The 10,769-nt window shown below is 60.6% G+C and carries 9 protein-coding genes; all 9 read right to left on the bottom strand.

Annotated elements, in window-relative coordinates:
* Positions 1-100 precede the first annotated feature (100 nt).
* The 9 genes from BLR71_RS15405 to BLR71_RS15365 all read right to left on the bottom strand — a co-directional run bounded on the left by BLR71_RS15405 (position 101) and on the right by BLR71_RS15365 (position 10,606).
* Complete coding sequence (locus BLR71_RS15405; protein ID WP_175491702.1) at positions 101-2,182, bottom strand: sensor domain-containing diguanylate cyclase; 2,082 nt, start codon at positions 2,180-2,182, stop codon at positions 101-103.
* A gap of 4 nt (positions 2,183-2,186) precedes the next feature.
* On the bottom strand, positions 2,187-2,816 hold the full coding sequence (locus BLR71_RS15400; protein ID WP_175491701.1) for a biliverdin-producing heme oxygenase: 630 nt from the start codon (positions 2,814-2,816) through the stop codon (positions 2,187-2,189).
* Positions 2,817-2,821: 5 nt separating this feature from the next.
* Positions 2,822-5,479, bottom strand: coding sequence for a bifunctional diguanylate cyclase/phosphodiesterase (locus tag BLR71_RS15395; protein ID WP_092528388.1), 2,658 nt, complete (start codon positions 5,477-5,479; stop codon positions 2,822-2,824).
* Positions 5,480-5,735: 256 nt separating this feature from the next.
* A complete protein-coding gene (locus BLR71_RS15390; protein WP_092528386.1) occupies positions 5,736-6,326 on the bottom strand; it encodes a HupE/UreJ family protein in 591 nt (196 codons plus the stop codon).
* 102 nt (positions 6,327-6,428) lie between these two features.
* Positions 6,429-7,094: an urease accessory protein UreG gene (ureG, locus tag BLR71_RS15385; RefSeq protein ID WP_092528384.1), complete on the bottom strand. Its 666-nt coding sequence runs from the start codon at positions 7,092-7,094 to the stop codon at positions 6,429-6,431.
* Between the two features lie 11 nt (positions 7,095-7,105).
* The gene (locus tag BLR71_RS15380) at positions 7,106-7,837 is read right to left on the bottom strand and encodes an urease accessory protein UreF (protein WP_245696522.1); all 732 of its coding nucleotides are present in this window, start codon (positions 7,835-7,837) and stop codon (positions 7,106-7,108) included.
* Positions 7,821-8,363: an urease accessory protein UreE gene (gene ureE, locus BLR71_RS15375; protein WP_092528380.1), complete on the bottom strand. Its 543-nt coding sequence runs from the start codon at positions 8,361-8,363 to the stop codon at positions 7,821-7,823. The genes BLR71_RS15380 and ureE overlap by 17 nt, the downstream gene beginning before the upstream one ends.
* Before the next feature lie 156 nt (positions 8,364-8,519).
* Complete coding sequence (ureC, locus tag BLR71_RS15370) at positions 8,520-10,241, bottom strand: urease subunit alpha (RefSeq protein ID WP_092528378.1); 1,722 nt, start codon at positions 10,239-10,241, stop codon at positions 8,520-8,522.
* Positions 10,238-10,606, bottom strand: coding sequence for an urease subunit beta (locus tag BLR71_RS15365; RefSeq protein WP_092528376.1), 369 nt, complete (start codon positions 10,604-10,606; stop codon positions 10,238-10,240). Before BLR71_RS15365 ends, ureC begins: the two co-directional genes overlap by 4 nt.
* Positions 10,607-10,769: the final 163 nt, after the last annotated feature.

Genomic DNA, 10,769 nt, shown 5'->3' with positions numbered 1-10,769 from the left:
GAGCAGACGAGCAGACGAGCAGACGAGCAGACGAGCAGACGAGCAGACGAGCAGACGAGCAGAGTAATTGTAGCCATGCTCGCCCCCTCTTCAAACAAGGCTATTCGCTCTTTTCTGCCCGGTTACGCCCACCTTTTTTGGCTTGGTACATGGCTTTATCGGCGCGCCTGATCAGGTCGGTTTGTGACTCGCCCGGCGTCCAGCACGCAGCGCCGATACTGATGGTCACCCGCCCAACCTCATCGAAATCCACTTCTGAAACCGCTTTCAGCAGGCGACTCGCCAGCCCCATCACGTCTTCGTCGGTACATCCGGTGCAAAGCACGAGAAACTCTTCACCGCCCCAGCGGCCAACCGCGTCACAAGACCGCAGTGCATTCCATACCGTTTGCGCGAGCAACGTCAGTACTCGGTCGCCAACCTCATGGCCAAAGCGGTCATTGACAGACTTGAAGTGATCGATATCGAACAACAACACCGAAACATCACGACCATAGCGTGCGGCAGCATTTAGCTCCGCTTCCAATGCCATTTCGATGCGATAACGGTTCCATATCTGAGTCAAAGGGTCGGTTAGCGCCAGTCGCTCAAGCCGACGATTCGCGTCGGCCAGCGCCTGGCGCTCTTGATAAAGTGTTTCATTGAGATTGAAAATTTCGCTCGCCGAGGCAGCAATCGCGAGATCCTCCCCCAGATCCTGAGCCGCCAAGACCTCGACTTCCTGCCAGGGGGCGCTATGACCCGTCAGCTCTTGTTGCCAAACCTCGAAAGAGCGCCGAGGCGACATCACCAACCGTCCATCCTTCATTCTGGGAACATCCTCGGGACGCCCCGCCCAAAGAGACGTCTCGCGCTGCTCTTCACGAAACAGCATCAACCAGCCCTGACGACTGGCATCGACTGACAGCGGCACGGCAAGCAAGCCGCAACTGCATTGAGGCGATAGCCATTCACCTAGCCGAGTCTCTCCTAGCGCACTGCTGTGCCAGGCAGTCGCTCGCGATTGCGACTCGCCTAACCAGGCGGCCACCTTTTTCAGCATATCGGCATCGGGCAATTTACCGACTCGCGACACCGTATCGGCATAGACCATGCCCACGCCGCTGGCCCGAAACAAGGTCAGCCAGTCGTGACCGTGACGCTGAACCAGATCACCGGCCACCAGCAGCTCTTTGCGCGTTTCGAAAAGCAGTCCACGGGTCTCTTGAACGCGCTGCCGGAAGCGCTGCTGAAACAGGAGACGCAGCCGCTGCAAACGCTGAATCGCCATCTGCGCCAGCAAATGGGCTGCATCACGAGATACCGGCGATAGCGCACACGGGGTCATCGCATGGCAGGCCACCAGCCCCCAGAGCCCCTCATCTCCATGGATCGCCACCGAAAGCGAGCCCGCCACCCCCATGTTGTGCAGATACTCCTGATGCACAGGCGATACGGCCCGCAGATTGCCCACAGAGAGATCTAGCGGTTCGCCGCTCAATGGGCACCGCTCGGGCATCAACGCCACCGCCTCGGCTTGGGCGTCGGGAATACTGCGCACCGGGTTGATATCGTAGAGTGCCCTGACTTGGCTTGGGATATCGCTGGCAGGAAAACGGTGCCCGAGCAGACTATCAACCCCTTCGCTGCGGCATTCGGCTTCCACCAGCCCATTCCAATCAGCATCGAAGGAGTAGACCATCACCCGGTCATGCTGCGTCAGCGCTCTAACCCCTTCAGCCAGAGCCTGTAACAGCTCGGGCTCGCTGTTCTGCTCGGCAAGGCAGGTTTGCCAATGGCTGACCGTGGTCAAAATCTCGAGCTCGCCCAGTGTCCTCAGCGGCTCAATCTCCACCACCACTCTCGTTCCACTGCGATAGGCCGTGGCGCGACAGCGCTCACCAGTTATGGCTGACGTAAGGATGTCACCCACCATTACCTTGCCGCCATCCGACGCCAGACGGCTATCGAGACGCGCTATTAGCGCTTCGCCAAGACAGTGGGTGGGAGGATGACTGAGCGCTTCCGTCACCGGCATGCCAAGAAGCTCTTCTATATTACTGCTCACCTGCAGAACACGGCTAAGATCTTCATTCAGGCTGACCAGGCAGCCGGCTGGCTGGATCGCGCCGGGAATATGCACCGGCTCGCGGGCACATTCGGCCAGCGCTTCCGCGAGCTCTTCTTCGGAATAGGTTGGCACGTTGTCAGCTCCGCTGGGCGACTTGATGCCAGTGATCAAGATGCACCTGCAAGGTAAGAAAGGTCTGCCTGGCACTTAGTACCGCACGACGAGAATAGGGCAGCAAAGAGGTTGTGGCGATCAGTGCGAGGAAATCATCCCAGCACTGGTCGGCATACAAATGGAAATAGCGCGCCCCGAAGTCCGGCGACAAGTTCAACTCTCGAGAAACCCGCGGCGCTATTACACTTCCGCCCTGAGTGGCACCTTCTAGCACATATAACGCCCCCATCACGCTGCCACGAGCACCGAGCTCGCCAGGTGACTCGCAAGGCAAGGGTCGCGCTGGAGGTGAGGTTGGCCGATAGCCCAAATCGCGAAGGTCACGGGCCAGCAGTGTCGCACGGCACTGATACTGATATAGCCCCCAATCAGCCCATTCACATTGCAACGCTGATTGCAGCCATGGCTCCAGCGACACATAGAACGCATGAAAGGCTTTTAGGACCAGCGCATAGTTCCGATGCGTCAGACCTGGCTTCAGCAATGGCGACAGCAGGGGGTGGCGCTCGACGCGCCGATGCAATTCGCTCGTTTCATCACGCAGGGTCGCTCTTAGCCCTGCATGTGAAAAAGACACTGATGCACTGGCCATCGACATCATCGTAGCCAATGCATGGCGAAGTCGTCGGCACTCATTGGGCGGCCATAATAAAATCCTTGAGCCTGATCGCAGCCGAGTGCTGCGAGCGCTTGAGCCTGCTCGACCGTTTCGACACCTTCGGCGACCGTTTTCATCCCCATACTCCGCGCCATCGCGATGATCGTGGTCACGATGGTGTAATCATGGCTGGAGGAGAGCATATCGCGCACGAAGGAGATATCGATTTTGAGGGTATCGGCAGCGAAGCGTTTAAGGTAGGCCAGTGAGGAGTAGCCGGTGCCGAAGTCGTCGATGGCAAGACCAAATCCCTGAGCCTTGAGCACCTGCATGAGGCCAATGGCCTGTTCCGGGTCGCGCATGAAGCCGCTCTCGGTCAGTTCCAACCCAATACTCGCCGGACAAACCCCCCTGGTATGCCGTTCGACCTCTTCGTCAAAGCGAATATCCTCCAGCTGTTGGGCCGACACGTTCACCGAGATACGCGGTACTGCGGCCACCCCGGACTGCTGCCAGTCTCGCAGCTGCTCACTAGCCGTCTTGAGCACCCAGCCACCGAGCTCTTTCATCAGGCCTCGCTCTTCGGCCAGCGGGATAAACTCCCCAGGACTCACCCAGCCACGCTCGGCATCGAACCAACGGCAGAGCACTTCGGCTCCCGACAGGGCCCCAGTGGAGAGATCCACCTGAGGCTGATAATGGAGCATCAGGCGACCTTCGCGCAGTGCCAAGATGAAGTCATCAAGCAGTCGCTGACGGCGTAGGATGGCGCTGCCCAGTTGACCGTCATAAAGGCAGCGCCCTTCTCCTTTTCTCTTGGCGTGATGCGCCGCCAGGCTGGCATGCTGGAAAAGCTCTCCGGAGCTCATGCCGTGCTCGGGATAAATGGCCCCTCCAATGCTGACATCGAGCATGAAACAGCGCTCCCCCACCTGCAAAGGGGCTTCCAAGCTCTGCTGATAGCAAAGCATGCGGTCAGCCAGCGTGGAGGCGGTCGGAGCCTCTATCAGCACCGCGAACTCATCGCCGCCGAGACGTGCCAGTAACTCGCTATCCTGGTGTTGCATGCTACAAAAACGCTTGCCGGCGGCCGCCAGCACGCCGTCACCGACACTATGGCCGAAGGTATCGTTGATCTCCTTAAAGCGCCTGAGATCCATTAATAACAGGCCAAGCGTTTTACCTTCGGAACCAGCCGTCTCCAAGGCCTTGTCCACCTGCGTCATGAAGGAGGCCCGATTGGGCAAGCCGGTTTCGGGGTCGGTGAAAGCCAGACGCTTGATGTGGTCGCCACTCATCTGCCGCTCGAGTTCGGCCGCCGCATTGGCGGCGAAAATCTTGAGCACCGTGGTGACGAAGTCGACGTCCTCAAGGGGGGAGCGGAACATGACCATCAGCAGTCCCAGGGTATCCCCGTTGCTGTGATCCAGCCGGAGGCCAATGTAGCCTCGCGCCCAGCCGAGAAAAAGGTCGGCCTGAGGCGGTAAAATACTGGCAACCTCGTCGGTGATCACGCAGATGCCCTTCTCCATGACCTCGGCGCAGGGAGTCCCCTTCAGTACATAATTGAACTTCTTGACTTTATGTCCATCGACCACCGCAGCTTGAGTCGTGATGTGGCCATCAGCCAAGGTGTCGTCGAGGGTCGCAATGATGCCGGCATCGGCGTCTAGCGCGTGGGTCAAGTGGTCGACCAATTGGTCAAAGAACGGCTCGCCGCCTATCGCCGTAACCGAAGAGGCGATCTGCATCACTGCCTGCTGAATGCGGCGGGATTCATGTTGACGGGTGTTATCGATGATGAAGCCTTCCAACCAAGCGGCTTGTCCATCGGCACCCAAAACGGCCTGCCCCTGCTCTGACACCCAAGCGGTATCGCCATCTGCGGTGCGCAACCGGTAGTTCAACTGATACGGGCGACGCTGCTCGACATCCTCAACGATCTGGCGCCGAATACGCTGCCGATCATCGGGATGCACCATTTCCATGAACGGATAGCCGGTGTCAGCGGTCAACTGCGAAACGTCGTAGCCGGTCAGAGCCTCGGCACCCTGGCTTACGAAGGTGAGACTGCCTGCAGGGTTGTAAAGGCGTTGATATGCCATCCCGGGAAGATGGCTCATCAGCGTATCGAGCCGGCGCTCGCTCTCTTCCACGGCGCTCATGGCACGTCGGCGGGAAAGCTCGGCGCCCACGCGCATCGCGGCTATACGCAGAACTTCCTTGGAGATATCAAACGACCATAAGGGCGCGCTGTCCAGTACAGAGACCAGCCCCAAGGTTTCGCCGCTTCGATCAATGATCGGCATGCCCAGATAGGACTCAACGTCCAAATCAGCAAGCAGATCGTCATTCGGAAAGGCGTCACAGACCTTTTCCGGGTAGTGGCAAGGCTCATTTCGGATCACTCGCTCACAGGGGCTGCCCGTCAGCGGGTAACTAAAATTATCTAGCAAGCGTCCCCGTGACCAAATACCGAGGGTATGAGCGATTTTACTGTCCGACGGGTCTATGCAAGCAACGATCACATAATCGACCCGCAGTATCCGCGCCAGGCAGGCAGCGAGTTCCGGAAAGAAACTGTCTGATGGATTGTCTAGAGCTAAGCCATCAGCTAGCTCGCGAAATACCTGTTCCGAGGCTAGGGGTGGCGCCATGGACTGGTGTCCTCCCGACCAAATTCAGCGTCAAGCGCCCCCACAGGACTGAGCCCAAGGGATACGTCGACATTATACGCCAAGAAGAAAGTACCACTCTAAGGCAGGCTATTTTACTTCTTGTATGAAGGGCAATGATCCCCTCTTGAACACACATCGGCAACACCTCGTTTTTCTTGATGTTTCCCGGCTCACAAAGATCAACGCCCGGCACAGGGCCGGGCGTTGACGATTCGCTTGCCATCCTGGCCGTCATTCAGCCGATAACCAACATCCCTCCGGCGAGTGCCACCAGGCCGCCAACCACACGATCAAGGTAGGGTACGCGATGTAGCAATATCTGACCTACTGAGCGGCCCAACTGACCAATCCCCAAGGTTGTCAGCAGGAAGCCGGCCAGATACGCCGCTAGCGATGCCCCAAACGGCATTTCGGCTGCGTGAGCCTGACCATGAAAGACCAGGAAAGCCACCACCAGTACCGCGTTGATCCCCGCAGGCATCGGCACCAGGCCGGCAAGCAGCACACCCGCCAGCAATACCGACAGGGCAATACCGCTCTCGACGCCGGGAAGGCTCAGCCCGGCCCAAGCAAGCCCTGCCCCTAGCAACATGCCAAGCGCCGCCAGTCCCGGTACGGCACGGCCCAATGGCCGCGACTGCCGGGCGCTCCACAGGCCGATGGCCAGTAGTGCCAGCAGGTGATCCATCCCGGTCAGCGGATGCAGCAAACCGGCAAGCATGCCGCCAGTACTGGCCTCATGGCCAACATGAGCGCTGGCCGTGCCGGCAGCAATCAGTGCCAGGGGCGCCAGGGCAAGAGCGGTGAGTCGTGAAACTCGGATCATGATCGCGTCCTTCTTTTTTTGAGTTGAATATCGTGAGTCGCAGAATAACGGGCATCGTCTTGATGGCATTGCTTGACCAAGCAAGGCGATAAGCGGCCGCGCTCAGACCGCCGAGCTGGCCTCGTGGGTATCGCTACCGGAGTGCGCGACTGATGGCCGGCGTTCCGGCAGCATGCCGCGATCGAGAATGAAGCGAATGACTTCCTCGACGCCGACACCGTCGTAGAGATTGGCGAATACGAAGGGACGTTCGCCGCGCATCTTCTTCGAGTCCCGCTCCATCACTTCAAGAGAGGCATGCACCTGCTCGGCGATATCGATCTTGTTGATGATCAAAAGATCCGACTTGGTGATGCCTGGCCCACCCTTGCGGGGGATCTTGTCGCCCGCCGACACATCGATCACATAGAGCGTCAGGTCCGATAGTTCTGGGCTGAAGGTGGCCGAAAGGTTGTCGCCACCGGATTCCACCAGCACCAGCTCGAGGCCGGGATGACGGGCTTGCAGGTCATCGATGGCGGCGAGGTTCATCGAGGCATCCTCGCGAATCGCGGTATGCGGACAGCCCCCGGTCTCGACGCCAAGAATCCGATCGGCGGGCAGCGCCTCGTGGCTCAGCAGGAAATCGGCATCTTCACGGGTATAGATATCGTTGGTCACCACCGCGATATCGTAATAATCGCGCAGCGCCAGGCACAGCTGCTTCAAGAGCGCGGTCTTGCCGGAACCAACCGGGCCACCAACGCCGATACGCAAGCAGTGATTCATGGGGGGCTCCTTCAGCTTCTGAAAAGTCGTGAGTATTGTGTTTCATGCTGGGCGCTGGCTAACGCCAACCCCGGCAGCAGCGGTCCAAGTTCGTGATCATCACGCGATAGGGCGTGGTCCACGGCGACCACCAGCTCGGGCCGCAGTCGTTCGATGATGCGCTGAGCGGCCGTGTGACCCAGCGGCAGCGCCTTGCAGGCAACTGCCAACTGGTTCTCCAGCCAAGCCCAGGCAAAACCCAGCAAGGTCTGGCGCGTTGGAACAGCGCGCGCCTGCGCCAGCCAGGCAAAGAGCGTCACATAGCCGAGCTGCTCTGGCAGCAAGCCTGGTAGTGCGGACGCGTCTGGCAAAAGCTCGAGGTTCGCCAGCAGCCGCTTGAGCGCCGCCCCCAGACGCCGGTCTTCCTCGGCGAGCTCACGGGTCTCGCGGCTGGCCGCCAGCCAGGCATCCCAGTAGGCCACCGCCTCGCCATCATGGGCCATAAAAGCCGCCTGTTGGCGCGCCAGCACCGGCAATTCACAGCGCGACAGGCCATCGTCCAGCACCCCGGCAAGCCAGGCGTGAAGGCTCGCCTCATCGTTCACCCAATCGAGCTCGAAGGCGCTCTCGAGCCCCTGGGACCAGGCGAAAGCGCCGATCGGCAGCGCCGGGCTGACAAGCTGCATCAGCCCCAGCAAGGCCAGATCATCGCCCTGACTCGCCGTCCCCGTGGCCATTACCTGCGGCTCAGTGCACATGGTCATGATGGTGGTCATGTGCACTGTGACCCTCTTCGCCGCCATGGGAGTGCCCGTGCGAATGGCCGTGCGAATGGCCATGCCCGTGCCCCGCCTGAGCGTAGGCGCCGGGTTCAGGATCAAAGGGCGCTTGATGATGGTGAATCGTAGCGCCTAACCGCTCTGCCAGTTCCTCCAGCACATGATCCGGCGGGAAGCGCACCCAGCCGCCCTGCTCGTCGGCGCCGATGGCCAGCGCCACGTGGCGGTTACCGAGGTGATAGCAGAGCTTCGCCAGCGTCAGCCCGGCATCAATGCGCGCCGTAACGACCGGTTCATCGGCAGCGCGAATGATCACGACCTCGCCGCTATCTGACTTGAGCCCTTCTCCATCCCGAAGTACCGGGCCGCGATCGAGAAACAGCCCCAGGACCTGCCCGCCATCGCTCTGCGCCTTGAGGCGCCCGCGCATCCGAAGCTCGAAGGGCAGCTTCAGGGTGTCGCTAGCCCGGCTCGCCTCGATGGGCCCTAGGCGTTCGATCAATTTCAACATTGGCATCGTCTCTAGAAATTGTCCGCGGCTGACCCTACGTCAGTCTCGCGAGGACGCTGTAAACACGTCCCGGTAAGCTACTTTTGCTTGCCATGGCAAAGCCCCCTACTTCGACCTGCCACTGGCGCCGCTCGACGTGTGGTTATCGAACATTGCTCAGAACAGGTGATAGCGCTGGGCCAGTGGCAGCTCGGTTGCTGGCTCACAGCTCAAGAGCTCGCCATCGGCCCGGACCTCATAGGTCTGCGCATCCACGCTTAGCGCGGGACAGGCGTCGTTGAGCTTCATATCCGACTTGCGCACGGTCCGAGTATCGCGACAGGCCACCAGCGGACTATCGAGCCCCAGTCGCTCCTTGACGCCCGCATCCAGCGCCGCCTGACTGACAAAAGAAAGCCGCGTGGCGCTTGCCGCCTTGCCGAAGGCGCCAAACATCGGCCGGTAATGCACCGGCTGTGGCGTGGGAATCGACGCATTGGGATCGCCCATGGGGGCGGCGGCGATCATCCCGCCCTTGACGATTAGCGCCGGCTTGACGCCGAAGAAGGCCGGGTCCCACAGCACCAGGTCGGCCAGCTTGCCGACCTCGATAGATCCCACCTCGTGACTGAGCCCATGGGTGATCGCCGGGTTGATGGTGTACTTGGCGATATAACGCCGGGCTCGCAGGTTGTCAGCGCCCAGCGCTTCGTCCTCCGGCAGCAGGCCGCGCTGGACCTTCATCTTATGGGCGGTCTGCCAGGTGCGGCAGATCACCTCGCCTACCCGGCCCATCGCCTGTGAGTCCGAGGCGATCATCGAGATCACCCCCATGTCATGGAGAATGTCCTCGGCGGCGATGGTTTCGCGGCGGATACGCGAATCGGCGAAGGCCACGTCCTCGGGAATATTGGGATCGAGGTGGTGGCAGACCATCAGCATATCCAGATGCTCGTCGATGGTGTTGACCGTGTAGGGCCGGGTCGGGTTGGTCGATGACGGCAGCACATAGGGCTTGGCACAGGCAGTGAGGATGTCCGGCGCATGGCCGCCCCCGGCCCCTTCGGTGTGATAGGTGTGAATGCCACGTTCCTTGAACGCCGCCAAGGTGTCCTCGACGAACCCAGACTCGTTGAGGGTATCGGTATGAATCGCCACCTGAACGTCATAGCGCTCAGCCACCGACAGGCAGGCATCGATGGAGGCCGGCGTGGTGCCCCAGTCCTCATGGAGCTTGAGCCCCATGGCCCCCGCCTCCAGCTGTGCCTCCAGCGCCTCGGGTAGGCTGGCGTTGCCCTTGCCCAGAAAGCCGATGTTCATGGGCAGCGAATCCACTGCCTGTAGCATCTTGCCGATGTGCCAGGCGCCCGGCGTGCAGGTGGTGGCGTTCGACCCGGTGGCCGGACCGGTACCGCCGCCGAGCATGGTGGTCACTCCGCTCATCAAGGCCTCTTCGACCTGCTGAGGACAGATGAAGTGGATATGGGCGTCGATGCCGCCGGCGGTGAGAATCTTGCCCTCGCCCGCGATCACCTCAGTGCCCGGGCCAATGATGATGTCGACCCCCGGCTGGGTATCTGGGTTGCCGGCCTTGCCGATCGCCGCGATGCGCCCGGCCTGCAGGCCTACGTCGGCCTTGACGATGCCCCACCAGTCGAGAATCAAGGCATTGGTGATGACCGTATCCATCACCGAGCCATCGGCACGCTGGCTCTGCCCCATACCGTCGCGGATCACCTTGCCGCCGCCGAACTTGACCTCATCACCATAGGAGGCCGCATCCCGCTCGACCTCGATCCACAGCTCGGTGTCACCGAGGCGAACGCGATCACCGACGGTCGGGCCATACATATCGGCATAGGCCTGGCGGCTGATCTTGCTAGGCGTGGTATCGCTCATGACGACTCTCCTTGATCGGCATCGTCGGATGACGGGGTTCGCGCATCGGCGGGCGCGTTAGAGAGCGCACCCATCACTTGCTGGCGAAAGCCATAGACAATGCGGCTGCCGGTGAAGGGAATCAGCGTCACCTCACGCTTCTGCCCCGGCTCGAAGCGGATCGCCGTGCCCGCGGCCACGTCCAGGCGATGGCCACGGGTCGCCGCGCGGTCGAAATCAAGCGCCGGGTTGGCCTCGAAGAAGTGGTAGTGGGAGCCGATCTGAATCGGCCGATCACCGGTATTAGCGACCGTCACGCTGATCCGCTCAAGCCCTTCACAGAGCGCGATCTCGTCGTCCTTCAATTGATACTCACCGGGAATCATGGGGATCTCCCTTTCATGATTAGCTGTTATCCCTTTGACGCAAAACTGTGCGAACGAAGGCCAGGCAAGGCGGCGAGCGGCGAAAAAGCGGATCGGACTCGCGCCCGAGTTTACTTTAGTAAATGAGCATTTTTCGTTGCGACGCCAACACAGCCTGGGCGAG

Source organism: Onishia taeanensis (assembly GCF_900100755.1).
Lineage (GTDB): Bacteria > Pseudomonadota > Gammaproteobacteria > Pseudomonadales > Halomonadaceae > Onishia > Onishia taeanensis.
The sequence above is the reverse complement of the archived record's forward strand: the minus strand, read 5'-3'. Positions and strand labels throughout refer to the sequence as shown.